Annotated in this window: 22 protein-coding genes and 1 pseudogene; 17 read left to right on the top strand and 6 right to left on the bottom strand. The window is 71.9% G+C overall.

From position 1 onward, the window contains the following. The first annotated feature begins 120 nt into the window (after positions 1-120). On the top strand, positions 121-975 hold the full coding sequence (locus ACFY01_RS05075) for a sensor histidine kinase (RefSeq protein WP_390734261.1): 855 nt from the start codon (positions 121-123) through the stop codon (positions 973-975). Then, on the top strand, positions 972-1,655 hold the full coding sequence (locus tag ACFY01_RS05070) for a response regulator (protein ID WP_390734260.1): 684 nt from the start codon (positions 972-974) through the stop codon (positions 1,653-1,655). Before ACFY01_RS05075 ends, ACFY01_RS05070 begins: the two co-directional genes overlap by 4 nt. 31 nt (positions 1,656-1,686) lie before the next feature. Here ACFY01_RS05070 and ACFY01_RS05065 read toward each other — a convergent pair whose 3' ends face one another. From ACFY01_RS05065 to ACFY01_RS05050, 4 genes are read right to left on the bottom strand one after another with little or no spacing between them, the layout of a single operon-like run. Beyond that, positions 1,687-2,721: a LacI family DNA-binding transcriptional regulator gene (locus ACFY01_RS05065; protein ID WP_390734259.1), complete on the bottom strand. Its 1,035-nt coding sequence runs from the start codon at positions 2,719-2,721 to the stop codon at positions 1,687-1,689. Further along, positions 2,718-3,623, bottom strand: coding sequence for a carbohydrate ABC transporter permease (locus ACFY01_RS05060; RefSeq protein ID WP_390734258.1), 906 nt, complete (start codon positions 3,621-3,623; stop codon positions 2,718-2,720). The genes ACFY01_RS05065 and ACFY01_RS05060 overlap by 4 nt, the downstream gene beginning before the upstream one ends. Next, entirely contained in the window at positions 3,620-4,558 is a 939-nt protein-coding gene (locus ACFY01_RS05055) for a carbohydrate ABC transporter permease (RefSeq protein ID WP_390734257.1), read from the bottom strand. The genes ACFY01_RS05060 and ACFY01_RS05055 overlap by 4 nt, the downstream gene beginning before the upstream one ends. Further along, positions 4,555-5,871, bottom strand: coding sequence for an ABC transporter substrate-binding protein (locus tag ACFY01_RS05050; RefSeq protein WP_390734256.1), 1,317 nt, complete (start codon positions 5,869-5,871; stop codon positions 4,555-4,557). The genes ACFY01_RS05055 and ACFY01_RS05050 overlap by 4 nt, the downstream gene beginning before the upstream one ends. A gap of 230 nt (positions 5,872-6,101) precedes the next feature. Here ACFY01_RS05050 and ACFY01_RS05045 point away from each other — a divergent pair, with 230 nt between their 5' ends. The 14 genes from ACFY01_RS05045 to ACFY01_RS04980 all read left to right on the top strand — a co-directional run bounded on the left by ACFY01_RS05045 (position 6,102) and on the right by ACFY01_RS04980 (position 22,721). Continuing rightward, the gene (locus tag ACFY01_RS05045) at positions 6,102-8,129 is read left to right on the top strand and encodes a beta-galactosidase (RefSeq protein WP_390734255.1); all 2,028 of its coding nucleotides are present in this window, start codon (positions 6,102-6,104) and stop codon (positions 8,127-8,129) included. A gap of 137 nt (positions 8,130-8,266) precedes the next feature. Beyond that, on the top strand, positions 8,267-9,826 hold the full coding sequence (locus tag ACFY01_RS05040) for a glycosyl hydrolase 53 family protein (RefSeq protein WP_390734254.1): 1,560 nt from the start codon (positions 8,267-8,269) through the stop codon (positions 9,824-9,826). Positions 9,827-10,019: 193 nt separating this feature from the next. Next, positions 10,020-10,307, top strand: a complete 288-nt coding sequence (locus tag ACFY01_RS05035; RefSeq protein WP_390734253.1) for an ArsR family transcriptional regulator — start codon at positions 10,020-10,022, stop codon at positions 10,305-10,307. 58 nt (positions 10,308-10,365) lie between these two features. Beyond that, positions 10,366-11,328, top strand: a complete 963-nt coding sequence (locus tag ACFY01_RS05030) for an SMP-30/gluconolactonase/LRE family protein (RefSeq protein WP_390734252.1) — start codon at positions 10,366-10,368, stop codon at positions 11,326-11,328. A 78-nt stretch (positions 11,329-11,406) separates the two neighbouring features. Next, on the top strand, positions 11,407-11,922 hold the full coding sequence (gene crcB, locus ACFY01_RS05025) for a fluoride efflux transporter CrcB (RefSeq protein ID WP_390734251.1): 516 nt from the start codon (positions 11,407-11,409) through the stop codon (positions 11,920-11,922). Further along, on the top strand, positions 11,919-12,284 hold the full coding sequence (gene crcB / locus ACFY01_RS05020) for a fluoride efflux transporter CrcB (RefSeq protein WP_361801195.1): 366 nt from the start codon (positions 11,919-11,921) through the stop codon (positions 12,282-12,284). Before crcB (ACFY01_RS05025) ends, crcB (ACFY01_RS05020) begins: the two co-directional genes overlap by 4 nt. A 75-nt stretch (positions 12,285-12,359) precedes the next feature. Then, the gene (locus tag ACFY01_RS05015) at positions 12,360-13,196 is read left to right on the top strand and encodes an undecaprenyl-diphosphate phosphatase (protein WP_390734250.1); all 837 of its coding nucleotides are present in this window, start codon (positions 12,360-12,362) and stop codon (positions 13,194-13,196) included. Positions 13,197-13,397: 201 nt separating this feature from the next. Further along, positions 13,398-14,075, top strand: a complete 678-nt coding sequence (locus tag ACFY01_RS05010) for a FadR/GntR family transcriptional regulator (protein WP_390734659.1) — start codon at positions 13,398-13,400, stop codon at positions 14,073-14,075. Continuing rightward, positions 14,072-15,508: an amino acid permease gene (locus ACFY01_RS05005; protein ID WP_390734249.1), complete on the top strand. Its 1,437-nt coding sequence runs from the start codon at positions 14,072-14,074 to the stop codon at positions 15,506-15,508. Before ACFY01_RS05010 ends, ACFY01_RS05005 begins: the two co-directional genes overlap by 4 nt. Positions 15,509-15,552: 44 nt before the next feature. Beyond that, on the top strand, positions 15,553-16,569 hold the full coding sequence (locus ACFY01_RS05000; RefSeq protein WP_390734248.1) for an asparaginase: 1,017 nt from the start codon (positions 15,553-15,555) through the stop codon (positions 16,567-16,569). Between the two features lie 845 nt (positions 16,570-17,414). After that, on the top strand, positions 17,415-18,827 hold the full coding sequence (gene aspA / locus ACFY01_RS04995; RefSeq protein WP_390734247.1) for an aspartate ammonia-lyase: 1,413 nt from the start codon (positions 17,415-17,417) through the stop codon (positions 18,825-18,827). 59 nt (positions 18,828-18,886) lie between these two features. Further along, a complete protein-coding gene (locus ACFY01_RS04990; RefSeq protein ID WP_390734246.1) occupies positions 18,887-19,816 on the top strand; it encodes a glutaminase in 930 nt (309 codons plus the stop codon). A 128-nt stretch (positions 19,817-19,944) separates the two neighbouring features. Next, on the top strand, positions 19,945-21,339 hold the full coding sequence (gene mptB / locus ACFY01_RS04985) for a polyprenol phosphomannose-dependent alpha 1,6 mannosyltransferase MptB (RefSeq protein ID WP_390734245.1): 1,395 nt from the start codon (positions 19,945-19,947) through the stop codon (positions 21,337-21,339). Then, a complete protein-coding gene (locus ACFY01_RS04980; RefSeq protein ID WP_390734244.1) occupies positions 21,336-22,721 on the top strand; it encodes a glycosyltransferase 87 family protein in 1,386 nt (461 codons plus the stop codon). The genes mptB and ACFY01_RS04980 overlap by 4 nt, the downstream gene beginning before the upstream one ends. Before the next feature lie 11 nt (positions 22,722-22,732). Here the strand turns inward: ACFY01_RS04980 and ACFY01_RS04975 are convergent. Together ACFY01_RS04975 and rho are read right to left on the bottom strand one after the other, a co-directional pair. Then, positions 22,733-23,596: pseudogene (locus tag ACFY01_RS04975) on the bottom strand (D-alanyl-D-alanine carboxypeptidase family protein); the annotation flags it as partial. 88 nt (positions 23,597-23,684) lie between these two features. Beyond that, positions 23,685-24,878: a transcription termination factor Rho gene (rho, locus tag ACFY01_RS04970; protein ID WP_390734243.1), complete on the bottom strand. Its 1,194-nt coding sequence runs from the start codon at positions 24,876-24,878 to the stop codon at positions 23,685-23,687. 445 nt (positions 24,879-25,323) lie between these two features. On the opposite strand from rho, the gene ACFY01_RS04965 reads away from it, so the two are divergent. After that, positions 25,324-26,538: a cytochrome P450 gene (locus ACFY01_RS04965; protein WP_390734658.1), complete on the top strand. Its 1,215-nt coding sequence runs from the start codon at positions 25,324-25,326 to the stop codon at positions 26,536-26,538. The last annotated feature ends 133 nt before the right edge of the window (positions 26,539-26,671 follow it).

Genomic DNA, 26,671 nt, shown 5'->3' with positions numbered 1-26,671 from the left:
GGTCGGCCGCCCGGCATCCGTCCCCGGATCGCACCTCGGCCCGCGCCTCATCCTCCAGATGCAGGGAGCTGGATCCCCAGGTCGATGCCGGATGTCAGAGGCGTCTGCCAGAGTGAGGGCATGGGGGGACGGGAGCTGTTGGTGGTGCTGCTGGCGCTGGCGTGCGCGGCCGTCGCGGGGCTGGCCGTTGCGCTGCTGCGGACCCGGCGCCGGTGGCAGGCGGCCGTGGGGGAGCGCGGCTGGCTGCTGGAGCGGGAGCGGGAGGGCGCCGCCCAGGCGGCGGTCGCCGCCGAACGCGACCGTATCGCCCGCGAGTTGCACGACATCGTGAGCCACAACGTCAGCCTCATGGTCGTGCAGGCCAGTGCGGCCCGGGAAGTGCTGGGGACCATGCCGGACGAGGCCGCGTCCGCGCTGCGGGCCGTCGAGGACGCGGGGCGCGGCGCGATGACCGATCTGCGGCATCTGCTGGGGCTGCTGGCGCCGTCGCCGAGCGGTGAGGACGGTACGGACGAGGCTCAGGGGCCGGCGGAGGCCCGCCCGGACCTGACCCCGCAGCCCGGCCTCGACCGCCTCGGCTCCCTGGTCGACCGGATATCGTTCGCCGGACTGCCCGTGGAGGTACGGATATCCGGCGATCCGCGCCGCCTCCCGCAGGGCATCGACGTGACCGCGTACCGCATCATCCAGGAGGCCCTCACCAATGCGCTCCGGTACGGCGACGGCGGCAAGGCGGAGGTGACCGTGCGCTACGCCGACCACGCGCTGCGCGTCGAGGTCCTCAACACCGGCCCCAGCGTGCTGACCGGCACGGGCACCGGCACCCCTCCCGCGCCGCGGCGCCATGGCGGCGCGGGCCGCGGACTGCTGGGTCTGCGCGAGCGGGTCGCCGTGTACGGCGGCGACCTCGACGCCCGCCGCAGACTCGGCGGCGGCTACCGGGTCCGGGCCCGCATACCGCTGGACCGTCCATGACCTCGGCCGCGCCCGAGCAGGCGCCCCGCGTGCTGATCGTCGACGACCAGACGCTGATCCGGACCGGCTTCCGGCTGATCCTGACCGCCCGGGGCATCGAGGTGGTGGGCGAGGCCGCCGACGGGGCGGAGGCGGTCGCCGCGGCACTCGAACTCGAGCCGGACGTCGTGCTCATGGACATCCGCATGCCCACCATGGACGGCCTGGAAGCCACCCGGCACATCCTCGAGCGGGCCGCCGGCTGCCGGGTGCTCATACTGACCACCTTCGACCTGGACCGGTACGTGTACACGGCCCTGTCGATCGGAGCCAGCGGCTTCCTGCTCAAGGACGTCACCCCGGAGCACCTGGCGGCGGCCGTCCGGCTCGTCGGCACCGGCGACGCCCTGCTCGCACCGCAGATCACCCGGCGCCTGGTCGAGCGGTACGCGGCCGAGGCGGAGCGGACGCCCGATGCCGCCCCCGCCGACCTGGCGGCCCTGACACCCCGCGAGCGTGAGGTGCTGACCCTGCTGGGCCGCGGCCTGTCCAACACCGAACTGGCCGCCGAGCTGACCCTCAGCGAGGCCACGGTCAAGTCCCACGTCGCCCGCATCTTCGCCAAGCTGGGCCTGCGCGACCGTGCCCAGGCGGTCGTGCTGGCGTACGAGACGGGGCTGGTCAGGCCGGGGGAGCGGTAGCGCGCCCCGAGGGGGCGCGGAAGGGTCCGGCTCAGGCGGAGTCCCGGCGCACCAGTTCCGTCGGCAGGATCACCGCGGCCGGGTCCTCGCCGCCGATCTGGGCGAGGAGCACCCGCACCATCTCGCTGCTGATCCGGTCCCACGGCTGACGGATGGTGGTGAGGGCCGGAGTGGAGGCGGTGGCCGCCGGGGAGTCGTCGAAGCCGCCGACGGCGATGTCGTCCGGCACCCGCTTGCCAGCCCGCTGGAGCGCCGTGAGCACGCCCTGCGCCATCAGGTCGGAGGCGACGAAGACGGCGTCCATGTCCGGGGCCCGCGCCAGCAGCCGCTCCGCGCCCGCCTCGCCGCTGACCCGGCTGTAGTCGCCGGAGACGATGAGCTCGTCGTCGATCCCGACGCCCGCCTCGCCGAGCACCTCCTTGTAACCGGCGAGCCGCTCGACACCGCCGGGTGTGTCCAGTGGGCCGGTGACCACGCCGATCCGGCGGCGGCCCAGCGACAGCAGGTGGCGCACCATGTCACGGGCTCCGTCGCGGTCGTCGGCGGCCACGTAACTGACCTTCGAGCCCAGCCCGATCGGCTTGCCGCAGGCGACAAGTGGAACGCCCGCCTCGCGCAGCCCCTCGGCCACCGGGTCGCCGGAGTGGCTGGAGACCAGCAGCACCCCGTCGACGTGGCCGGCGGTGATGTACCGCGCTATGCGCCGCCGTTCGTCCTCCGTGCCGGCCAGCATCAGCAGCAGCGGCACGTCGTGCGCGGCCAGCGCCTGTGTGCACCCGCGCAGCAGGACGTTGAAGTTGGGGTCCTCGAAGAACCGCTCCTGCGGCTCGGTCAGCAGGAAGCCGACCGAGTCCGAGCGCCCGGTGATCAGCGAACGGGCGTGCCGGTTCACGACGTACCCCGTCCTGCGGATGGCGGCGTTCACCGCCTCCTGCGCGGCCGGGCTGACGTAGTGCCCGCCGTTGAGCACGCGCGAGACGGTACCCCGGGAGACCCCTGCCTCGCGCGCCACGTCGTGGATCGTCGGCGGTTTGCGACGGCTCCCCGCATTGCTGCTCATGGTCATGACTTTACGGCCCCGGACAGCAGATCCAGGCTCCAGAACCGCTGGATGACCAGGAAGAGGGCGATCAGCGGCAGCACGGCCAGGGCGGCACCGGTGATCACCAGCGTGTACAGCGCCGGGGTGTTGGAGCCCTGCTCGAGGAGGGTGTACAGGCCGAGCGGGATCGGGAACTTCTCGTCGTCGCTCAGCATGATGAACGGCAGCAGGAAGTTGTTCCACACCGCCACGAACTGGAACAGGAACACCGTCACCAGGCCGGGCACCATCATCGGCAGCGAGATCCGGGTGAAGATCCGCCACTCGCTCGCCCCGTCCATCCGCCCGGCCTCGACCACGTCACCGGGCACGGCGGCGGTCGCGTAGATGCGCGAGAGGTAGACGCCGTACGGGGAGAGGATCTGCGGGAGCAGCACGGACAGGTAGGTGTCCGTGAGGTTCGCCTTCGCCAGCAGCAGGTACTGGGGCACGGCGAGGATCACCGGCGGCATCAGCACGCCCATGAGCAGGACGTTGAACATCGTCTCGCGGCCCCGGAACCGGTAGGTCGCCAGCGCGTACCCGCTGCACGCCGACACGGCCGTCGACAGCAGCGCGCCGAGACCGGCGTAGAGGGCGGAGTTGCCCAGCCACTTCCAGTAGATGCCGTCGCGGTAGGCGCTGAGGTCCTTGAGGTTGCCGGCGAGGCCGCTGCCCGGCAGGAAGGTGAACGTGGAGAACAGCTCGTGGCCGGACTTGGTGGACGCGATCACCACCCAGGCGACCGGGAGCAGGGTGTAGATCGCGCCGAGCAGCAGGGTGAGGGTCGGGACCAGCGCGATCCGGCGGCGCAGCGGCGGGCCCTGGGCGGTGCCGGGGGTGGTGCCGGCGGCCGGGGCGGCCTTGCGGACGGCAAGAGAACTCATCGTACGGCTCCTTGACTGACGTCCCGCTTGTTCCGGCGGTTCGCGGCCCGCAGGAATCCGAACGACAGGACCAGCGTGACCAGGGCGATCAGTGTCGCCTCGGCGGCCGCCGAGTAGATGTCGTTGCGGTGGAAGGCGTCCTGGTACACCTTCATCAACGGACTCCAACTGGTGTTGACGGAGTTGGTGAGCGGGTGGAGGGTGGTCGGCTCGTTGAACACCTGGAGCGTTGCGATGATCGAGAAGAAGAAGGTCAGCACCAGCGAGGGCGCCACCATCGGGATCTTGATACGCAGCGCGACCTGCAACGGGGTGGCGCCGTCCAGCTTCGCCGCCTCGTACACCTCGGCCGGGATGGCCCGCAGCGAGGTGTAGATGACGATCATGTTGAAGCCGGTGCCGCCCCACACCGCGATGTTCGACAGGGCGAGGTAGAGCGGGCCGCCGTCCAGCAGGTCCGGCTGCGGCAGGCCGGACTTGTCGAGCAGGTAGTAGAAGGGACTGACGTCCGGCAGGTACAGGAAGCCCCACAGCAGTGCGGCCACCACGCCCGGGATGGCGTACGGCAGGAAGATCGCGAGCCGGGTGAACGGGGCGAGACGCACCTTCTCGGAGTCGAGCATCAGCGCGAACAGCAGGGCGAGGCCGAGCATCACCGGGACGACGATGCAGCCGTAGCCGAGCACGCGCAGCGCGCCGTCGAGGAGTTCGCTGTCGCCGAGGGCGTCGGTGTAGTTCTCCAGGCCGGCCCAGACCTCCTTGCGCGCGCCCGAGCCCAGGCCGAGGCCGGAGACGTGCACCTTGCGGAAGCTGAGCCAGACCGCGTACCCGATGGGCAGCGCGAAGAACAGGGCGAAGAGGATCGTGGCGGGGAGGAGGAAGGCGTACGGGGCCCCCTTGACCCCGTACGCCTTCCGGCTTGTGGTGCTCGTCACTGAGAGACTCCGAAGCCCTGCTTCTTCATGTCGGCGACCGTGGCGTCCTGCATCTTGTCCAGGGCGGCGGCGAAGTCCGACTTGTTCTTGGCGGCGGCGCCGAACGCGTCGTTGAAGGTCGCGTAGGCGACGTTGACGTTCGGGCCCCAGGCGGACGGCGCGGTGGTGTTCGCGATCTTGGCGGCCTGCGGGTAGAAGTCCGCCTGGTTGGAGAAGTACGCCGGCGGGTTGCTGAAGGCGCCGCTGAGCTGGGCGGAGGTGGAGGCCGGGTAGATTCCGCTGTCCTTCGCCAGTGCGTTGAGCGCGTCGTGGTCGGTGTTCAGCCAGGCGGCGAACTTGGCCGCGGCGGCCTGGTGCTGGGAGTCGGTGGTGACGGCGGTCGAGGAGCCGCCCCAGCTGCCGGTGACGTTCTGGCTCGCGGACCACTGGGGGAGCGGGGCCATGGCCCACTTGCCCTTGGTGTCGGGCGCGGCGGTGGTGAGCGTACCCGGTGCCCACACGGCGCTGACCCAGGCGATCTGCTTGCCGGTGTTGAGCGCCTTGTTCCAGGACGGGGTGTACATCGGCTGGTTGTCGATGACGCCCTCCTTGACCAGGCCGCCCCAGAACTTGGCGACCTTCTGGGTGGCCGCGTCGTTGATCGCGACCTTCCACTTGTCGCCGGAGGTGGTCCACCACTTGGCGCCGGCCTGCTGGGCGAGGCCCGCGAAGAGACCGGAGTCGTTGGCCGAGAAGGTGGTCAGGTCCTTGTCGGGGGCGGCCTTCTTCAGCGCGCGGGCGGTCTCGGCGAACTGGTCCCAGGTCGTGGGGACCTTCAGCTTGTACTTCTTGAACAGGTCCTCGCGGTAGTAGAACATCATCGGCCCGATGTCCTGCGGGACCGCGTAGACCGCGTCCGTGCCCAGCGTGGTCTGCTGCCAGACGCCGTCGGCGAACTTGCCCTTGATGTCGCTGACATCCTCGGATATGTCGGCCAGCGCGTCATTGCTGACCAGCGTGGGCAGCGCCTGGTACTCGGCCTGCACCAGGTCCGGTGCCTTCTTCGCCTTGTGCGCGGTGAGGATCTTGGTGACCAGCGTGTCGCCGGACGCCTGCTTCTTCACCGTGACCGTGATCTTGTCCTGCTTGCCCGGCCCCTTGTTCCACAGGTCCACGACCTTGTCCATACCGGGCGTCCAGGTCCAGTACGTCAGCGAGACCGGGCCCGACTCGGACTTGCTGCCGTCCTCGGAGCCGCAGGCGGCGAGGGCGGTGGCGCCGAGCGAGACGGCGACGGCGGTTGTCACGAGGCGACGGCGCTTCGTGTGCGGCATGGATCTCTCCCCTGACCTGGGTCCCCGCCCGCTGCGGGAACCTGCCATGCAGAAACCGGCTGACCTGGGCCCTCGCCCGTCGCGAGGCCCTGCCCTGCTTCTGTGAGCGTTCACAGTAGAGAAACATCCCGGACACTTGTCAATGGTTGTTGCTGTGCGGTTATGTTGAGCTCGCACCGCCGCCGATGTGTGTGCACGTTCCCAAATGATCGATAACCCGGGAGAGATCCATGCCGGAGACCACCCCCAGGGGCCTCACCAGGCTCGCCTTCGGTGGCGACTACAACCCCGAGCAGTGGCCGGAAAGCGTCTGGCTCGAGGACGTCCGGCTGATGCGGGAGGCCGGCGTCACGATGGTGAGCGCCGGGATCTTCTCCTGGGCACTGCTGGAGCCCTCGCCCGGGGAGTACGACTTCGGCTGGCTGGACCGGATCCTGGACCTGCTGCACGAGGGCGGCATCCGCGTCGACCTCGGCACGCCCACCGTGGTGCCGCCCGCCTGGTTCTACCGGGCGCATCCCGAGGCCCTCCCGGTCACCGCCGAGGGCGTGCGCCACGAGTTCGGCTCACGCGGCGCGATCTGCCACAGCAACGCCGACTACCGCGCCGCCGCCGCGAACATCACCACGAAGCTCGCCGAGCACTACGGCGACCACCCGGCCCTGGCGATGTGGCACGTCCACAACGAGTACGGCGTCCCCGTCTCCGCCTGCTACTGCGACTCCTGTGCCGCCCACTTCCGCCGCTGGCTCGCGGACACCTACGGCGACGTCGACGCCGTCAACGAGGCATGGGGCACGGCCTTCTGGGGCCAGCACTACACGAGCCTCGACCAGATCAACCCGCCCCGCGCGACCCCCACGGTCGGCAACCCGGGCCAGGCGCTCGACTACAAGCGCTTCGCCGACGCCACCATCCGGGAGAACTTCCGCATGGAGCGGGACATCCTGCACCGCCTCTCGCCCGGCGTCCCCGTCACCACCAACTTCATGACCGCGCTCAGCCAGTGCGACTCCATGGACTACTGGGCATGGGGCCGCGAGGTCGACCTCGTGACCAACGACCACTACCTGATCACCGACGGCCGCCGCACCCACGTCAACCTCGCGATGGCCGCCGACCTCACCCGCTCGGTCGCCGGGGGAGCCCCCTGGCTGCTCCTGGAGCACTCCACCTCGGGCGTCAACTGGCAGCCCCGCAACCCGGCCAAGGCCCCCGGCCAGATGGCCCGCAACTCCCTCGCGCACGTCGCACGCGGCTCCGAGGGCGCCATGTTCTTCCAGTGGCGGCAGTCCCGGCGCGGCGCCGAGAAGTTCCACTCGGCGATGCTGCCGCACGGCGGCACCGAGACCCGCGTCTGGCGCGAGGTCGTCGAACTCGGCACGAGCATCGACTCGCTGAGCCAGATCCGCGGCACCCGCACCCGGGCCGACGTGGCCGTCCTGTGGGACTGGCAGTCCTGGTGGGCACAGAACCTCCAGTGGCGCCCGAGCGAGGACCACGACCCCCGCGAGCGCGCCGACTCCTTCTACGCGGCCCTCTACGACCGCCACCTCACCGTCGACTTCGCCCACCCGGAAGCCGACTTGTCGTGTTATCCCCTTGTCGTCGTACCGGCGCTGTACCTGATGACGGAGGCCGCCGGGAACAACCTCAAGGAGTACGTGGAGAACGGCGGCACCCTCGTGGTGTCGTACTTCTCCGGCATCGTCGACGAGCACGACGCCGTGCACGACGGCCCCTACCCGGGCCCACTGCGGGACGTCCTCGGCCTGACCGTGGAGGAGTTCTCGCCCCTGCTGGAGAACCAGCGGGTGCGCATCACCGGCCCCGACGCCTGCGAGCTCACCGGCGACGTGTGGACGGAGTTCGTGGTGCCGCGCGGCGCCGAGACCGTCTGGACGTACGCCGACGGCCTCACCGCCGGCCGCCCCGCCGTCACCCGGCACGGGCACGGCGAGGGCACCGCCTGGTACGTCTCCACCCGCCTCGACGCCCACGGCCTCGACGAGGTGCTCGCCCGGGCCGCGGCGGACGCCCGCATCGCGCCGCGTACCGACCTGCCCCGGGACGTCGAAGTGGTGCGCCGCACCGACGAGTCGGGCACCCGCACCTTCCTGTTCGCGATCAACCACACCGCCATCGACGCCAAGGTGCCGCTGGACACGCCCGGCACCGAACTGCTGACGGGCGAACGCGCCGCGGGCCGCCTCGCGGTCCCCGCGGGAGCCGTCCGGGTCGTACGACTCGACGGCTAGCCCCTGCCCCACCCGCTCCCCTCCGCCCGCGCGAGCCGTACGAGCCGCGGGCGGAGGGGCTCTCCTCCCATTCCCACAGCGGGCACCCCCACGGAGGACACCCCCAACCCATCACGTCGAAGGGACGACGGACGACGATGTTCCATCCCAGACGCACCCTGAGAGCCCTGCTGCTGCCGCTCGCGGCCGGACTCGCCCTCACCGCCCTGCCCGCCCAGACCGCCCAGGCGGCGAGCACCCTCACCAACGGCGGCTTCGAGTCCGACGGCACGGGCGCGGCCACGCCCAGCGGCTGGTCGGAGTACGGCGACACCGGCGCCTCGTACACCGAGTCCGGCGGCCACGGCGGGAGTTACCGGCTCAGCCACTACTCGGCCTCCGCCTACAAGGTGGAGACGTACCAGTACCTGTCCGGGCTGACCAACGGCACCTACACCCTCACCGCCTGGGTCCGCTCCAGCGGCGGTCAGAACTCCGCCTACATGTCCCTGAAGAACTGCGGGAGCTCGGAGCAGCGCACCGACCTGCCGGTGTCCACCAGCAGTTGGGTCCGCATCGTCACCTCCGTCGCGGTGACGAACAACCAGTGCACGATCAGCGTCCACTCCGACGCCAACGCGGGCAACTGGATCAACGTCGACGACCTGAGCTTCACCTCGGGCAGGACCGGTCTCGCCGTCAAGGGCGCCGACATCTCCTCCCTCGCCAAGAGCGAGGCCAAGGGCGGTGTGTACAAGTACAGCTCTGGCAGCACCGGCGACGCGGTCACCATCCTGAAGAACGCCGGCATGAACTACGCGCGCCTGAAGGTCTGGGTGAACCCCGCCGACGGCTACAACAACAAGACGCGGGTACTGGCCATGGCCAAGCGCGTCAAGGCCGCCGGCATGAAGCTGCTGGTCGACTTCCACTACTCGGACACCTGGGCCGACCCGGGCAAGCAGACCAAGCCCGCCGCCTGGGCCTCGCACTCCTACAGCCAGCTGAAGACCGACGTCTACAACCACACGTACGACGTCCTGAACGCGCTGAAGGCACAGGGCACCACCGCCGACATGGTGCAGATCGGCAACGAGATCAACGGCGGCATGCTCTGGTCCGAGGGTTCCACGGACAACTGGTCGCAGCTCGCCGGCCTGATCAACTCCGGCTACAGCGCCACGAAGGCGGTGTCGTCCGGCACACAGGTCGCGCTGCACCTGGCCAACGCCGGTGACGACGCCACCGTCCGCTGGTGGTTCGACAACGCCAAGACCTACGGCATCGACTACGACGTGATCGGGCTGTCCTACTACGGCTACTGGCACGGCTCACTGGCCGCCGCGCAGACCACCCTGGACGACGCGGCCTCCCGCTACGGCAAGCCGGTCTTCATCGCCGAGACGGCCTACCCCTTCCGCCTCGACAGCGACGACTCGCTCACCAACCAGATCGACACCACCGGCGAGCTCGTCACCGGCTACCCGGCGACGGTGGCCGGCCAGACCCGGTGGATGAACGACGTGGCCGGCATCGTGGAGGCCGTCCCGAACGGCCGCGGCCTCGGCGTCTTCTACTGGGAGGCCACCTGGACCGCCGTCACCGGCAACGGCTGGGACCCCACCGACGCCACCTCCGGCAACGGCTGGGAGAACCAGGCCCTGTTCGGTTACGACGACAAGGCGCTGTCCTCCATGACGTGGTTCAGCCACCGCTGAACCGCACCGACGGGCCCGGCCGCGTGGGGGCGGCTGGGCCCATTCGGCTCCCCTACCGGGCCGAAGCCCCAACTCCACTTCCCACAAGGGGCGTTCGGTACCGGACAAGCGCCGGTGAGTCCCGTACGCGGCGATAGCGGCTGCGCCAGAGTGGGAAGACGGAACAGGGGGAGGCGCGGACGGAGGCGATGCGATGCTGAGGACTCCCGCGGGCCAACGGCGCCTGGAGATCCTGGAGTGGCTCAAGGACCCGGCCGCGCACTTCCCACCGCAACGCCACGCCGACCTGGCCGAGGACGGCGTCCCCGCGCGCGCCGTCGCCGCCAAGCTCGGCGTGTCCCGCCGGGCCGCCGAGACCCATCTCGGCCTGCTGACCCGCATCGGCCTGCTGCGCGCCAAACGGATCCGGCGCCGCACCTACTATCGGCGGGACGAGGTACGGATCGCCGAGGTGGCCCGGATGTTCGAGAAGGGCTGGTAGGGGCAGCCTACGGACCGGATCTCCCCGGACAGCGTTCGACAGCGAAGGGCAGGCGCGCATGGACCGTCCCACGGAACTCGTACCCCGTCACTACGTGGCCATCGGCGGCCGGGGCCCCGAGGACGTGGTGGCCGACGACCGGGGCCGCGTCCTGACCGGCGTCGAGGACGGCCGCATCCTCCGCCTCGACGGCCTGGCCGACCCCGGCACGGCCCGCTTCCAGGTGCTCGCCGACACCGGCGGCCGGCCCCTCGGCCTCGAACTCCTCCCGGACGGCGACCTGATCGTGTGCGACGCCGAACGCGGCCTGCTGCGCGTCGGATCCGGCAACGGCTCCGTCCACGTGCTGGCCGACTCGGTGGCGGGGGAGCCACTGCGGTTCGCCAGCAACGTGGTGGCCCTGTCCGACGGCAGCCTCTGCTTCACCGTCTCCAGCCGGCGTCACCCGCTGCGGCACTGGATGGCCGACCTGGTCGAACACACCGGCACCGGACGCCTGCTGCGCCTTGCGCCCGGCGGCGGCAGCCCCGAGGTGCTGCTGGAGGGACTGCAGTTCGCCAACGGCGTCGCCCCGAGCGCCGACGAGTCCTTCCTGGTCGTCGCCGAGACCGGCGCCCGCCGGCTGACCCGCTTCCGGCTCACCGGCCCCCGGGCGGGCACCGCCGAGCCCTTCGCCGACGACCTCCCGGGCATGCCCGACAACATCTGGCGGGCCGGGAAGTCCGGCCCGCTCTGGGTGGCCCTGGCCGGACCGCCCATTCCTCCGCTGGACCTGCTGCACCGCACCCCGCCCGCCGTACGCAGCGCGGCGGCCCGGGCCGCCGCGCACGCCCCCTTCCGCCCGACGGGCTACGCCGGCGTCCTGGCCGTCGACGACGACGGCGCCACCGTCCACCACCTGACCCGCCACCGCTCCGGCTTCCGCATGGTCACCAGCGTCTGCGAGACCGACGGCCACCTGGTCCTGGGCAGCCTGTGGGAGCGCGGGGTCGCGGTCTGCGCGGCGCCCGCCGCGAGGTGACCCGCGGGTACACCCGGGCGGTACCCTGATGCCCGGCCGTGATCCAGTCGACGGGGCCGGATCAGGAGACGTACGAGCATGACAGCCCCGGAAGCCGAGAGCCTCCGCGTCCGGCCCGGCCCCGCGCCGCGACCGGCCTGGCGTGCACAGGTCCCCGTGGTCGCGGTGGTCGCACTCGGCGGCGCGCTCGGCGCGACGGCCCGCTACGCACTGTCCCTGGCGTGGCCCACGCCCCCCGGCGGCTTCCCCTGGGCGACCTTCTGGACCAACGCCGTCGGCTGCGTCGTGATCGGCGTGTTCATGGTGGTCGTCACCGAGGCGCGGGCCGCCCACCCCCTCGTCCGCCCGTTCTTCGGCACCGGCGTGCTCGGCGGCTTCACCACCTTCTCCACCTACGCCGTCGACATCCAAAAGCTCCTCGACGGCGGCCGCCCCGGCACGGCACTGGCCTATCTCGCCGCGACGCTGCTCGCGGCCCTGGCGGCGGTGTGGGCCGCCGCCGCGGCGACACGTGGCGTCCTGAAGCCGCGGCCCGGCCCGACTGAAGGAACGATTGCGGGCAAAACGGCCGGGGAGGGTGAGAAGTCGTTGTGAACTGGCTGTTGGTCGTCCTCGGGGCCATGGTCGGTGCTCCACTGCGCTATCTGACCGACCGGGCGGTGCAGTCCCGGCACGACTCGGGCTTGCCCTGGGGCACGTTCGTGGTGAACGTCACCGGCTGTCTGGTCCTGGGCCTGCTGACCGGCGCGTCCTCGGCCGATCCGCACCTGCGGCTGCTGCTGGGCACCGGCCTGTGCGGGGCCCTGACGACGTACTCGACCTTCTCCTGGGAGACTCTGAGGCTGACCGAGACCGGTGCGGGGCTCTACGCTGCCGCCAATGCCGTCGCGAGCGTGACGGCGGGCCTCGGCGCGGCCTTCGCCGGCGTGTCGCTCGCCCAGGCGGTGTGGGCGTAGGCACGGGCCGCACAACCGGGCATAGTAAGACTGTCTACAGCACTGTCGACCAACTTCTGAGCAGAACTGGATCCCATGAGCGCCATCTCCGTCGGTCAAGCCGTCGTCCTCGGTGTCGTCGAGGGGGTGACCGAATTCCTCCCCGTGTCCTCGACCGGCCACCTCAAGATCACCGAGGGGCTCATGGACATCCCCGTCGACGACAAGTCCGTGGTCGGCTTCTCGGCGGTCATCCAGGTCGGCGCCATCGCCGCCGTACTGGTGTACTTCTTCAAGGACATCGTGCGGATCGTCTCCGCCTGGGGCCGCGGCATCCGCAACAAGGAAGAGCGCTACCACCACGACTACAAGTTCGCCTGGTGGGTGATCTACGCGACGATCCCGATCGTCGCGGTGGGCCTGGCCGCCAAGCCGCTGATCGAGGGTCCGCTCGCCTCGCTGTGGGTGGTCGCGGGCTCGCTGATCGTCGGGTCCGGTGTGATGTGGGCCGCGGACCAGATGGGCCGGCACAAGCGCGGCGAGGACGACACCTCGTTCAAGGACGCGATGCTGGTCGGCTGCTCCCAGATCCTCGCCCTGCTCTTCCCCGGCTTCTCCCGCTCCGGCGCCACCATGTCCACCGCGCTCATCCTCGACCTGGACCGCGTCGCCGCCACCCGTCTGTCCTTCTTCCTCGGCATCCCGGCCCTGACCGGTGCCGGCCTGTACGAGCTGAAGGACGCCCTGGGGGCGGGTGTGGGCGCCGCCCCGCTGGCGGTCGGCACGATCGTGTCCTTCGTGGTCGCCTACGCCTCCATCGCCTGGCTGCTGAAGTTCGTCGCCAAGCACTCCTTCAACGCCTTCGTGCTGTACCGGATCGTCGTCGGCGTGGCGCTCTTCGGTCTGCTGGGCACCGGGGTGCTCGACAGCTGACCGACGTCCGGCCGTCGGCGGCCGGCGGGTCCGGTCGTCCCTGATCTCCCACGGGGTGTGATGCAGAGATTCATGCATCACACCCCGTGAATGTTTCCTTTCCAGGTGTCTTGACAGTGCCGTCCCGCAACCCGCAGGATCGAGCCCGTGAACCTGTCAGACAGCCAGACAGGTGGCCCGGTTCCCCGGCGCGTCAGCGCCATGGAAGCCGTACTCGGCCACCTCCGCGGTGCCATCGAACGCGGCGAGTACGCGATCGGCGACAAGCTCCCCTCCGAGGCGGAGCTCTGCCGCACGCTCGAGGTGTCCCGGCCCGTGCTCCGCGAGGCCCTGCGGGCCCTGCAGACGATGGGCCTGACGGTCTCCCGGACCGGCAAGGGCACCTTCGTCGTGGCCAGCGCAGTCGAGGACCCCACCTTCGGTGACTACGCGGCCAGCGACCTGCTCGAGGTGCGCCGGCACATCGAGATCCCGGTCGCCGGGTACGCGGCGGTGCGCCGCACCCCGGAGAACCTCGACCACCTGGCCCACCTGCTCGACCGCATGGAGCGGGAGACGGACACCACCGCGTGGGTCGCGATGGACACCCTCTTCCACCTCGCCGTGGCCGAGGCCGCCCAGAACCCGGTCTTCCGCCGGGTCATCGAGGAGATCCGCGACGCACTGGCGCGTCAGTCGGCCTTCCTCAACGAGCTGGGCGGCCGCCGTGAGCAGTCCAACCGCGAGCACAGGGCGATCGTCGAGGCGCTGACCGACGGCTGCGAGCACGACGCGGTGGAGGCCATGAGCCACCACCTCGACCGCGTCGAGACGACCCTGACCGACATCGTGCGCTCCCCGCGCACGGCCACCCCCACGGAAGGCGGACCCGAGGCGTGAGCGAGCACCTCAAAGAAGAGACGCGCCCCTCGTCCGGTCACGTCGACGCCGGAGACGCGGGCTACAGCAAGTCCCTGAAGTCCCGGCACGTCAACATGATCGCCATCGGCGGCGCCATCGGCACCGGCCTCTTCCTCGGCGCCGGCGGCCGTCTCGCCGACGCCGGGCCCTCCCTGTTCGTCGCGTACGCGGTCTGCGGCGTCTTCGCCTTCCTCGTCGTCCGCGCCCTCGGCGAACTCGTGCTGTACCGGCCGTCCTCCGGCGCGTTCGTGTCGTACGCCCGGGAGTTCCTCGGCGAGAAGGGCGCGTACACCGCGGGCTGGATGTACTTCCTGAACTGGGCGACCACCGGCATCGCCGACATCACCGCGGTGGCCACCTACACCCATTACTGGGGCATGTTCTCCGACATCCCGCAGTGGGTGATCGCGCTGATCGCCCTGGCCGTCGTCCTCACCGTGAACCTGATCTCGGTGAAGATCTTCGGCGAGATGGAGTTCTGGTTCGCGATCGTCAAGGTCAGCGCGCTCGTCGTCTTCATGTGCATCGGCATCTACCTGCTGGTCACCCAGCACCCGGTCGACGGCAACCACCCCGGCCCGTCCCTGATCACCGACCACGGCGGCGTCTTCCCGGGCGGCCTGATGCCCATGCTGCTGATCATCCAGGGTGTCGTGTTCGCCTACGCCTCCGTCGAGCTGGTCGGCGTCGCCGCCGGGGAGACCGAGAACCCCGAGAAGATCATGCCGAAGGCGATCAACTCGATCATGTGGCGCGTCGGCCTCTTCTACGTCGGCTCGGTCGTCCTGCTGTCGATGCTGCTGCCCTGGAACAAGTACTCGGCGGGGGAGAGCCCCTTCGTCACCGTGCTGTCCCACATCGGTGTCCCGGCGGCCGGCGGCGTGATGAACCTGGTCGTCCTCACCGCGGCGATGTCCTCGCTCAACTCCGGCCTGTACTCCACCGGCCGCATCCTGCGCTCGATGGCGGTCAGCGGCTCGGCCCCGAAGTTCACCGCGCGGATGAGCCGCAACCAGGTGCCGTACGGCGGGATCCTGCTCACCAGCGGTATCTGTGTCCTCGGCGTCGGCCTCAACTTCGTCGTCCCCGCGGACGCCTTCGAGATCGTGCTCAACTTCGCGGCGATCGGTATCCTTGCCACCTGGGGCATGATCATGATCTGTCACCTGTTCTTCTGGCGGAAGACCCAGAAGGGTGAACTGACCCGGCCCGGGTACCGGTTGCCGGGATCCCCCTGGACCGAACTCGTGACGCTGGCGTTCCTCGCCTCCGTCCTGGTCCTGATGTACGCCGACGGCGGCGCCGGACGCACCACCGTGCTGTGCCTGCCGCTGATCGTCGGAGCGCTGGTCGCCGGCTGGTACGCCATCCGCGGCCGCACGGCGCGCCGGTCCACCGGGACCGAGGCGTGAACCGCGCGCCGGTCCACCACACCCAACCAGTGATGCAGGCAGTGATGTACAGCAGTTCCCTCGCGGAGGCACCCCTCGTCCGTGAGCCGCTCCACGCTCCCGTCGCCCACCTGATACGCGCCGGGATCGTCGAGGGCGTCCACTACGGTTCCGTCGTCGTCCTCGACGGCGACGGCCAGGTCCGGCTCCAACTCGGCGACATCGAGGCGGCCTTCTACCCACGCTCGGCCCTCAAACCCGTACAGGCCGTGGCCATGGTGCGGCTCGGGCTGCCGCTCGACGGCGCCCTGCTGTCGCTGGCCGCGGCGAGCCACTCCGGCGAGGAGTACCACCTCGCCGGCACCCGGCGGATCCTCGAACTCGCCGGGCTCACCGAGGACGACCTGCGCAACGTCCCCGACATGCCGTTCGACCCCGTCGTGCGGGACGCCTGGGTCCGGGAGGGCCGCCTGCCCTCCCGCCTCGCCCAGAACTGTTCCGGCAAGCACGCGGCGATGCTGTGGACCGCCAGGCTCAACGGCTGGTCCCTGAAGGACTATCTGGATCCGGCGCACCCCCTCCAGCGGGCGATCGAGGAAACCGTCGAGGACCTCACCGGTCAGCGCGTCGCCCGCGTGACCGTCGACGGCTGCGGCGCCCCGCTGTTCTCCGTCTCCCTCCACGGCCTCGCCCGGGCCGCCGCCCGCATCACCACCGCGGCGCCCAGCACGGCGGAGGGCCAGGTCGCCGACGCCGTGCGGGAGCACGCCGAGATGGCGTCCGGCTCCGGCCGTGACGTCGCCGCCCTGATGCGGGCCGTGCCCGGCCTGCTGGCCAAGGACGGCTTCGAGGGCGTCCAGGTCGCGGCCCTCCCGGACGGCCGCGCCGTCGCCGTCAAGATCGCCGACGGCGCCAACCGGGCCCGCGTCCCGGTCACCGCCGCCGCCCTCGCCCGCGCGGGCGTCGACCCCGCCCTCCTCACCGAGTTCGCGGGCGAGCCACTGCTCGGCGGCGGGGAGCCCGTGGGCTGCGTACGCGCCGTCCGCGCCCTCGACCCGGTCCCGCTGACGGCCTGCGCGTAGCCGCGGCGCTTGGCTTCGGCGGGGTCTGCGGTGTTGTCTGCGGTGCGGGGGCGGTTGGCTCGGTGGGCGGTGTTCGTGGTGTCGGCCGGGTCTGGTGCTCGGGTGGTGTCCGCGGTGTCCGTCGGGTGCGATCGCCAGTCGGCGTCCGTGGTGTTGGCCGGGTCTGATGGCCAGGCCGTGTTCGTGGTGCCGGTCGGGTCCGGCTGCCGGGCCGGGTCCGGGTGTCAGCCGGGTGCGGTCGGCCTGCGGTGGCCGGGGTGTCGCTCGGGGCCGGCCGCCGGGCAGGCGTCGCCGGCATGGCTGTGTCCGGCCGTGCACCCTTGCGGTTGCGCGGGACGGCGGCCGGCCGCCGGATGCGTTCCAGACGGTGCCGGTGGCCATGTGCGGGCGCTGCCGCGCCGGTTCGGCCGGGGACGCGGCCGGAACCCTGCCTGGTACGGCTCCGAGCCGTGCCGTTGGCGCGGGGAGCCGGACGACCGCCTGCCGTGCGACGGCGTCAGGGCGCCGGAGCGGTTGGGCCGTACTGCCGGTCCGGGCCCGATGCCGAGCCGGTGTCCAGGGTGCGGCTGCCGCCCGGCGGACGCGCGCCGGGTGCATGCCCCGGCGGTGGATGCCCGGACCGTCGGCCTCATCTGCCCGCGGCACGGGATCCGTCGGGGGAGGCCGGCCCGGCCGTGCCCGTCGCGTCCGAGGCCTCGAGGCCCGTCCACAGTCCGTTTCCCCTTACCGGCAGTCGGCCGCCGTCGCGGCCCCGCCGAAGCCCGCGCGGCCACCCATGCCGCCCACCGCAGCCCACCCCACCATCACCTCCGTACCTCCGTACCTCCGAAAGAGGCCCGCACCCCATGACCGCCGCCACCACCCGCACCGAACACGACCTGCTCGGAGACCGTGACGTCCCCGTCGACGCGTACTGGGGTGTCCACACCCTGCGCGCCACGGAGAACTTCCCGATCACCGGCACGCCGATCTCCGCCTACCCGCACCTGATAGACGCCCTGGCCGCCGTGAAGGAGGCCGCCGCGCTGGCGAACGAGGAACTGGGGCTGCTGGAGCCGAGGAAGGCGGCCGCCATCGTCGAGGCCTGCCGGGAGATCCGGGACGGCAAGCTGCACGACCAGTTCGTCGTGGACGTCATCCAGGGCGGCGCGGGCACGTCCACCAACATGAACGCCAACGAGGTCGTGGCGAACCGGGCGCTGGAGCTGCTGGGGTACGACAAGGGGCAGTACGCGCACCTGCACCCCAACGAGGACGTCAACCTCGGCCAGTCGACGAACGACGTCTACCCGACCGCCGTCAAGATCGCGACCGTCTTCGCGGTGCGCGGGCTGCTCAAGGCGATGGCCGTGCTCCAGGACTCCTTCGCCCGCAAGGCGGTCGAGTTCCGGGACGTGCTGAAGATGGGCCGCACGCAGTTGCAGGACGCGGTGCCGATGACGCTGGGCCAGGAGTTCTCCGCGTTCGCGGTCATGCTCGACGAGGACCGCAGCCGGCTCGCGGAGGCCGTCGAGCTGATCCACGAGATCAACCTGGGCGCCACCGCGATCGGCACCGGGCTCAACGCCCCCGCCGGATACGCCGAGTCCGCCCGCCGCCACCTCGCCGGGATCACCGGGCTGCCCCTGGTCACCGCCGCCAACCTGGTCGAGGCCACCCAGGACTGCGGCGCGTTCGTCCAGATGTCCGGCGTGCTCAAGCGGATCGCGGTCAAGCTCTCCAAGAGCTGCAACGACCTGCGCCTGCTGTCCTCCGGGCCGCGCGCGGGCCTCGGCGAGATCAACCTCCCGCCCGTGCAGGCCGGTTCGAGCATCATGCCGGGCAAGGTCAACCCGGTGATCCCCGAGGTCGTCAACCAGGTGGCCTTCGAGGTGATCGGCAACGACGTCGCCATCACCATGGCCGCCGAGGCCGGACAGCTCCAGCTCAACGCCTTCGAGCCGATCATCCTGCACTCCCTCTCGGAGAGCATCACGCACCTGCGGAGCGCATGCCTCACGCTCGCCGAGCGCTGCGTGAACGGCATCACCGCCAACACCGAGGCCCTGCGCGCCACCGTCGAGAACTCCATCGGCCTGGTCACCGCCCTCAACCCGCACATCGGGTACACGGCCGCCACCGACATCGCCAAGGAGGCCCTCGCCACCGGCCGCGGTGTGGCCGAACTGGTGCTGGAGAAGGGCCTGTTGCCCGCTGAGAAGCTCGCCGGCCTGCTGCGCCCGGAAGTCCTCGCGGGCAGCGGGGCACCCCGCGCCTGACCTGCGCCCACACGGGAGCGACGGACGTATCGGGACCGGCCGGAGGCACAATAGTGATCATGACAACGACGTCGTCCTTCACCTTCCTGCCGGTCCTGGAGCGCATCGCCGAGGAGATCGAGCGGACGCCCGGCCGCGGGCGTCCCGCCGACTACATCCCGGCGCTCGCGGCCTGCGACCCCCGCCGCTTCGGCATGGCCGTCGCCGAGCTGGACGGCACCGTCTACGGGGTGGGGGACTGGCGGCAGCCGTTCTCGGCGCAGTCCATCACCAAGGTCTTCACCCTCGCCCTGGACCTGGCCCGCGAGGGCGACGCGCTCTGGGAGCACGTGGGCCGTGAGCCCTCCGGCAACCCGTTCAACTCCCTGGTGCAGCTGGAGTACGAGAACGGCATCCCGCGGAACCCCTTCATCAACGCGGGCGCCCTCGTCGTCACCGACCGCCTCCAGACCCGTACCGGTGACGCGGCCGGAGAGCTGCTGGCCTTCCTGCGTGCCGAGAGCGGCAACGCGGCCCTGGACTTCGACAAGGACGTCGCCGCGTCCGAGACCGCGCACGGTGACCGCAACGCCGCCCTCGCCCATTTCATGGCGTCCTACCGCAACATCGACAACCCGGTGCCCGTCCTCCTCGACCAGTACTTCCGGCAGTGCTCCATCGCCGCCTCCTGCGCCGACCTCGCCCTGGCCACCACCTTCCTGGCCCGGCACGGCATCCGCGCCGACGGCACCCGCCTGCTCACCCGCAGCCAGGCCAAGCAGGTCAACGCGGTGATGCTGACCTGCGGGACGTACGACGCGGCCGGGAACTTCGCCTACCGGGTCGGCCTGCCCGGCAAGAGCGGGGTGGGCGGCGGGATCATCGCGGTCGTACCGGGCCGCTGCACGCTGTGCGTGTGGAGCCCGGGGCTCGACGAGCGCGGCAACTCCGTGGCTGGTGTGGCGGCCCTCGACCGGTTCACGACCCTGACCGGACTGTCGGTGTTCTGATCCTCCATGTTCCTGCACGGGACGGGTTCCGGGGTCGATCACGTTCCGGTCACGCGCAGGCCGTCCTTCGGAGGGAGCCAGGTCGCCTTCCGGCCATCCGGCGTTGCCACGCTGCCCCGGTGTGGGCCATGGCTTTCCCCGTCGATCTCCGTCGCTGCCAGGTACTGGGCCTGGCCGGTACCGCCTGCCTCGCGCTGGGCGGTGAGACGGCCGGAGCCCTGCCCGTGCGGGAACTCCTCGCCCCCGCCTCCGTCCGCGCCGCCCTCGGCCTGGTCGGCGTGTACTTCGGCGTCGTCCTGCTGATCGCGGCCTGGCTGCTGCTGGGACGCCTGGTGCGCGGCGACCGTCCGCCCACCCCGCGGGCCCTGCTCCTGGTCCTCGCCGTGTGGGCGGCCCCGCTGCTGCTGGCGCCGCCGTTGTTCAGCCGGGACGTGTACAGCTATCTCGCGCAGGGCGCCATGGTCGACGCCCACATGGACGTGTACGCGCACGGCCCGGCTCGGCTCGGCGGCCCGCTCGCCGACGAGGTCGCCCCGGTGTGGCGGAACACCGGCGCCCCGTACGGCCCGGCCTTCCTGGCGATCGCCTCGGCCCTGGCCGGGCTCACCCGGGGCGAGCTGCCCGCCGGGCTGTTGGGCATGCGGCTGCTCGCGCTGCTCGGCGTGGCCCTGATGGCCGCCGCGCTGCCCCGCCTCGCCCGGCACAGCGGCGCCGACCCCGCCGCCGCCCTGTGGCTGGGCGCCCTGAACCCGCTGGTGCTGCTGCACCTGGTGGCCGGCGCCCACAACGACGCCATCATGCTCGGCCTGCTGGGGTCGGGCCTGGTGGCGGCCCTCGGCAGGTGGCCCGTCCTGGGCGCAGTCCTCGTGACGCTCGCGGCACTGGTGAAGGCACCCGCCGCGCTCGGCCTGCTGGCGATCGTCGTCGTCCAGGTCCGCGCGGGGCACAGACCGGTGCGGGCCGTGCTGACGACCTCGCTGGCGGCGGGCGCGACCACGGCCGTCGCGACCGCCGTGGCCGGCACCGGGTACGGCTGGATCACCGCGCTGGACACCCCGGTCTCCCCGCACAACTGGGCGCTCACCAGCCTGCTCGGCCGCGCCACCGGCGCCCTGCTCGAACGCCTCGGCAGCGGCCTGGCCCCGCTGGCCGTCCCGGCCTGGCACGTGCTCGGCCTCGCGGTCACCGCGGCCGCCGTCCTCCTCATCTGGATGCGGCTGCGGCCCGCCCCGGTCTACGCGCTCGGCCTGAGCCTCGCGGTGGTGGCCGCCTTCGGCCCGGCGATCCGCCCCTGGTACGCGCTGTGGGGCCTGTTCCTGATCGCGGCCGCCGCCCCCAGCACCTCGGTACGGCGCCGGGTGGCCGCGGTCACGGGCGTGCTCGCGCTCGCGGTGCTGCCCAGCGGCGGCCCCGCGGACACCGGTCAGCTCGTGCTCGCCGTCTCCGGCGGTGTCCTCGCGGTCGTCGTCCTGGCGCAGGCCCACCAGGCGGCCCGGACACCGGCGCTGGGACGTGCGGCGTGAGGGGGCCGGACACCGACCGGGGGCGGGTGCTCCTCGTCCTGGCCCTCGGCGCGGCCGTGACCGTGTTCACCGCGACCGTGCCGCTGCTGCGCGACTTCTTCGACCTGCGGGTCTACTACGGAACGGTGGACGGCTGGGTCCACCACGGCGGCCGGATCTACGACTACCGGGTGCCGGGCACGCCGTACGGCTTCACCTACCCGCCCTTCGCCGCCCTGGTCATGCTGCCGATGGCGCTCATGCCCCTGCGCACCGCGATCGCCGCGTCCCTGCTGCTGAACCTGGCGGCGCTGACGGTGGTGCTGCGCATCCTGGCCGGACCCGCCTGGCGACGGCACGGCTGGTACGGCTGGGCCCTGGCCGCCTGTCTGCTCACGCTGTTCGAGCCGCTGCGCGACACCTTCAGCTTCGGCCAGGTCAACCTGCTGCTGCTGGCCCTGGTGCTGGCCGACGGCCGGCTGCTCGCGACCGGCCGGGGCCGCTGGGCGGGCGCCGGCATCGGACTGGCCGCCGCGGTCAAGCTCACCCCGGCTGTCTTCATCGGTCTGCTGCTGCTCGCCCGCCGGTGGCGCGCCGCCGCGCTGGCGTCGGCGGTCGCCGCCGGGGCGACCGCGCTGGCGGCCTGGGCGGATCCGGGCGCCTCCCGCTTCTACTGGACCGAGGCGTTGTGGGACACCGGCAGGGTCGGCCGGCTGGACTACGTCTCGAACCAGTCGCTCCAGGGTGTGCTGGCCCGGCTCGGCGAACCGGGCCGGCCGGTGTGGGCGACGGCCGTGCTGCTGGTGCTGTGCGTGTGGGCCTGGCGGACGCGTGGAGCGGTCGCGGCAGGTGACTGGCCGGCCGCCTTCGCCCTCACCGGCCTCACCGCCTGCCTGGTCAGCCCGATCACCTGGGTGCACCACCTGGTGTGGCTGCTGCCGTCCTTCGCCGTGCTGGTCCGTGCCGGTCACCCGCGCCTGGCGGGCGCCCTGTACGCGGTGCTGTGCACCAGTGTGGTGTGGCTCTGGTACGACGACGCGTCCGGCCTGGGCGGGTTCCTGGGCAGCAATGCCTACACGTGGATCACCCTCGGCCTGCTGCTCGGCCTGCCGGCAGGTCAGCCGTCCGCCTTCCGGCTGCCCTTGGCGCGCAGCGCCAGTGCCACGGCCGCCGTGCCGAGACAGGCGGCGCCCGCGACGACCCCGGCGTCCGGCCAGTCCGATCCGGTGTCGGCGGGAGGCGGCGGCGGGGCCGCGACGGGCGGCGCGGACGCGGCGGAGTGGGGCGGGCGCGGGATCAGGGCGTCCAGCGAACCCACCGGATCGACGCGACCGGACGCGGCGAAGCCCCAGTCCAGCAGTGCGCGCGCCTCCTCGTACACGGCGAAACCGCCGCCCTCCTGAGGGTTCATCACCGTCGTCACGAGCGTGCGCCCGCCCCGGCGCGCGGCGGCGACGAGGGTGTTGCCCGCGTTGGTGGTGTAGCCGTTCTTCACGCCGATCAGACCGGGGTACGGCTGCACGCCGTCCTCGCCGGTCAGCAGCCGGTTGGTGTTCTCGATGCCGTACGACCCGCCGTCGTCGCCGGGGAACCGGGCCTCGGCGGTGGAGCAGTACCGGGCGAAGTCGCGGTTGCGCAGTCCGGCGCGGCCGAAGACCGCCAGGTCGTACGCCGACGACACCTGGCCGGGCATGTCGTAGCCGTCCGGTGAGACGACCCTGGTGTCCAGGGCGCCCAGGGCGCGGGCCCTGACCTGCATCCGGTCCGCCGTGGTCTGCCAGCCGCCGGCCAGGGAGGCGAGGACGTGCACGGCGTCGTTGCCCGAGCTGAGGAAGACCCCTCGCCACAGGTCGGCGACCCGGTAGGTGTGTCCCTCGACCACGCCGACCAGGCTGCTGCCCTCGCCGACGTCCGCCAGCTCCTTGGTGTCGACGGTGTGCCGGAAGCTCCCGGGCAGGGTCGGCAGCACGGTCAGGGCGAACAGTGTCTTGAGGGTGCTGGCGGGCGGCAGCTTTCGGTGGGCGCCGGACGCGGCCAGTACCTCGCCGCTGCCGGCGTCCGCCACCAGCCACGACAGCGCGGAGACGGCCGGGACCTCGGGCGCCCCTGGGTGCGGACGGACCTGGGTGCCGGAACGGTAGAGGAGCGACGGCTGCGGGACCGCCGCCCTCGGCCGTCCGGGCGGGGCGGGATCCGCCGACGCCGGGGCGAGCGCGAGCACCCCCGCGACGCACAGCGCGCAGGTCGTGGCAGCCACCCGGGCAGAGAGTCCGATCATCATATGAATCAACGTAGGAACGGACGTGCCGTGGCGCGCGTTGCCTGGGCCGGACGGCAGCGGGAGGCACCCGGATGCCGCACGCGGATCAGTCCGTCGGCAGTGTCGGCTGGACACGTCGCAGGAACGTCGCGTTGTCGGGCGTCTCGCGCATCCGCCGCAGCAGCGTCTCCAGGTTCGCCGGGCCGCCGTCCCGCGACCGCAGCGCGCGGCGCAGACCTCGTACGGTGGTCAATTCGGCCGGGGCGAGCAGGAGTTCCTCGCGACGCGTGCCGGAGGCGTCGAGGTCGACGGCCGGGAACAACCGGTGGGAGGCCAGCTCCCGGTCCAGACGGAGCTCCATGTTGCCGGTGCTCTTCAGCTCCTCGAAGAACAGGCCGTCGGCGCGGGAGCCGGTGTCCACCAGGGCGGTGGCCAGGATGGTGAGCGAGCCGCCCTCCTCGGCGTGCCGCGCCGCGCCGAAGAACCGCTTGGGGCCGAGCAGGGCGCCCGCGTCGACGCCGCCGCTGAGGGTGCGGCCGCCGGCGGAGGCCGCGTTGTTGTGGGCCCGGCACAGCCGGGTCAGGGAGTCGAGCAGGAGGACGACGTCCTCGCCGTCCTCGACGAGCCGTTTGGCGCGTTCGACGACGAGTTCCGCGAGCGCGATGTGGTCCTTGGCCGACCGGTCGAAGGTCGAGGCGTACACCTCGCCGCGGACCGAGCGCCGCATGTCGGTGACCTCCTCGGGGCGCTCGTCGAGCAGCAGCACCATCAGCCGGCACTCGGGGTGGTTGCCCGCGACGGCGGCGGCGATCTGCTGGAGCAGCACGGTCTTGCCCGTCTTCGGCGGGGCCACGATCAGCCCGCGCTGGCCCTTGCCGACCGGGGTGAACAGGTCGGCGACGCGTCCGGCGAGCCCGGACGCCGGGTGTTCGAGGCGGATCCGCTCGCGCGGGTGCAGCGGGGTCAGGTCACGGAAGTGGCGGCGTCCGCGGAGCGCCTCGGGCGTGCGTCCGCCCACGCGCGCCACGTCGGTCAGGGTGCGCCGCTCTCCGCGGACGCCCTCGACGAGGTCGCCGCGGCGCAGGCCGTGCCGCCGGATCAGCGCGGGGGAGACCTGGAGGTCGGCGGGCGAGGGCAGGCAGCTCTCGGCGCGCAGGTGCCCCTTCCCGTGCGGGTCGATGTCGAGGACACCGGTGACGAGCTGCTCGGCCGGGCGCTGCTGCCGTGCGGGAGGGTGTTCGAGTGTGGTGGTCGTGGTCATGAGGGTGGAGTCCTTTCCGGACGGTCGGTGCGAAGACATGGAGGGAGAGGGGGTACGGCCGCGAGGGGAGGGCGTGGGAACACGCCTCCGGCGGCGGAAGCAGCACCTCGGGTGATCGCGGACGCGACGCGCCCGCGGCGGAAACGTCCTGCTCACGAGGTGGTGCACAGAAGCCGGTGTGCCGGTCGCGGAGCGACGGGCGGCTCGGCTGAGCGAAGTGGAACGGGCACCGGCGCCCGAGACGGGGCGCATCTTGATGCTGATCGCACTGTACCAGCGGTCCCGCATCCGTCAACATGGCGTCGGTCGGGCGTATTCCCGTGCCCCGGGTCGGCGCCCGGTGGGGCGCGGAGCAGGAACGCGAGTTGACTCGGAACACCGCTCCGGACAGCGCCGGATGGGCCTACGATCGGGCGAGCCGCCCTCCTCGTACGGTCGTCAGGAGATCCCGTTGGAGAGTTCGTCCCCCGCACCGCCGCACCGTATGGACCCCTCCGGCGGCTGCCCGCACGCCGACAACGCCCGGCTGCTGGCGCGCGGCGCGGTGGCCTCGGTGGTGCTGCCCGGGGAGATCGAGGGCATGGTGGTGCTCGGGCACGAGGCGCTGAAGGAGTTCCTCCAGCATCCCGAAGTGGCCAAGGACGCCCGGCACTTCACCGCGCTGCGCGAGGGCCGGATCGCCGAGGGGTGGCCGCTCATGACCTTCGCGACCGTGGAGGGCATGACCACCGCCGACGGGGAGGACCACCGCAGGCTGCGGTCGCTGGTCAGCCGGGCCTTCACGCCCCGGCGGGTCGAGGAACTCAGGCCCCGTGTCGTGGAGTTGACGGAGTCCCTGCTCGACGAGCTGGCGCGCGCGGCGGAGGCGGAGGGCGGGGTCGCCGATCTGCGGCGGCACTTCGCGCTGCCGCTGCCGATGGGCGTCATCAGCGAACTGCTCGGAGTGGACGACGAGTTCAGGGACCGGCTGCACCATCTGTGCGACCAGGTCGTGGCCACCGACATCGGCCCGCGCGAGGCCGTCGCCGCCAACCGCGAACTCGTCGAGGTGCTCGGCGCGATCGCCGCCGCCAAGACCGAGCGGCCCGGCGACGACCTCACCGGGGCCCTGATCGCCGCCCGTGACGAGGCCGGCGACCGGCTCAGCCAGCGGGAGCTGATCGGCACCCTGGTGCTGATGATCATCGCCGGGCACGAGACCACGCTGAACCTGATCACCAATGCCGTACGGGCCCTGTGCGCCCACCGCGACCAGCTCGATCTGGTGCTGAAGGGCGAGGCGAGCTGGGGTGACGTCATCGAGGAGACGCTGCGCTGGGACGCGCCGGTCAGCTATTTCCCGTTCCGGTACCCGGTGCGGGACCTCACCGTGGACGGTACGGTCATCCCCAAGGGCACACCCGTCCTCGCCGGGTACTCGGCCGCCGGACGCGACCCGGCCGCACACGGCCCGGACGCCGACCGGTTCGACGTCACCCGGCCCGGCCGCCCGGACGCCGTACGCAACCTGTCCCTCGGTCACGGCGCCCACTACTGCCTGGGTGCCCCGCTGGCCCGCCTGGAGGCCGGCATCGCGCTGGAGCGGCTGTTCACCCGCTTCCCCGACCTGGACCTCGCCCTGCCGGAGACCGCCCTCGCACGGCACGCCAGTTTCGTGGGCAACAGCGTACGGGCGCTCCCTGTGCGGCTGACGCCCTGAGAGCCCCGCGCCCGAGCCGAATACCAGCCATACGAACCCCCGATGGCCCTTCCCTGACGCATTTCTTGTTCCGGCCAAAGCCCCTCCCTACGCTGCCACCACCGCACTCGGGCGGCATGGGACAAGGGACTTG

Source organism: Streptomyces sp. NPDC001480 (assembly GCF_042894725.1).
Lineage (GTDB): Bacteria > Actinomycetota > Actinomycetes > Streptomycetales > Streptomycetaceae > Streptomyces.
The sequence above is the reverse complement of the archived record's forward strand: the minus strand, read 5'-3'. Positions and strand labels throughout refer to the sequence as shown.